Below are 244 nucleotides of genomic sequence, written 5' to 3' on the forward strand. Positions count from 1 at the left end.
TCCAGCATGCGCATCAGGAACGTGGCGCCCATGCGGTTGAAGGTCTGGTTGGTCACGGCCGTGGCGATGATCTCGCGCTTCAGGCGGTGACGCTCCATCGCATCGGCCTACTTCTTCTGCAGCGGCGTCGGGAAGTAACGCAGCAGTTCCTTGGACAGGTACGGGTCTTCCGGGATGTACGATTCCAGCAGCTGCTGGAACGCCACCAGCTTGGAGTACGACAGCAGCACCGACAGCTCCGGAC

Annotated in this window: 1 pseudogene; it reads right to left on the minus strand. The window is 61.9% G+C overall.

The features are described 5' to 3' along the window. Nucleotides 1-244: pseudogene (locus ACQG3P_RS21945) on the minus strand (hypothetical protein); the annotation flags it as partial.

It is taken from the genome of Stenotrophomonas sp. SrG, from assembly GCF_050031795.1.
Taxonomy (GTDB): Bacteria; Pseudomonadota; Gammaproteobacteria; order Xanthomonadales; family Xanthomonadaceae; genus Stenotrophomonas; species Stenotrophomonas rhizophila_A.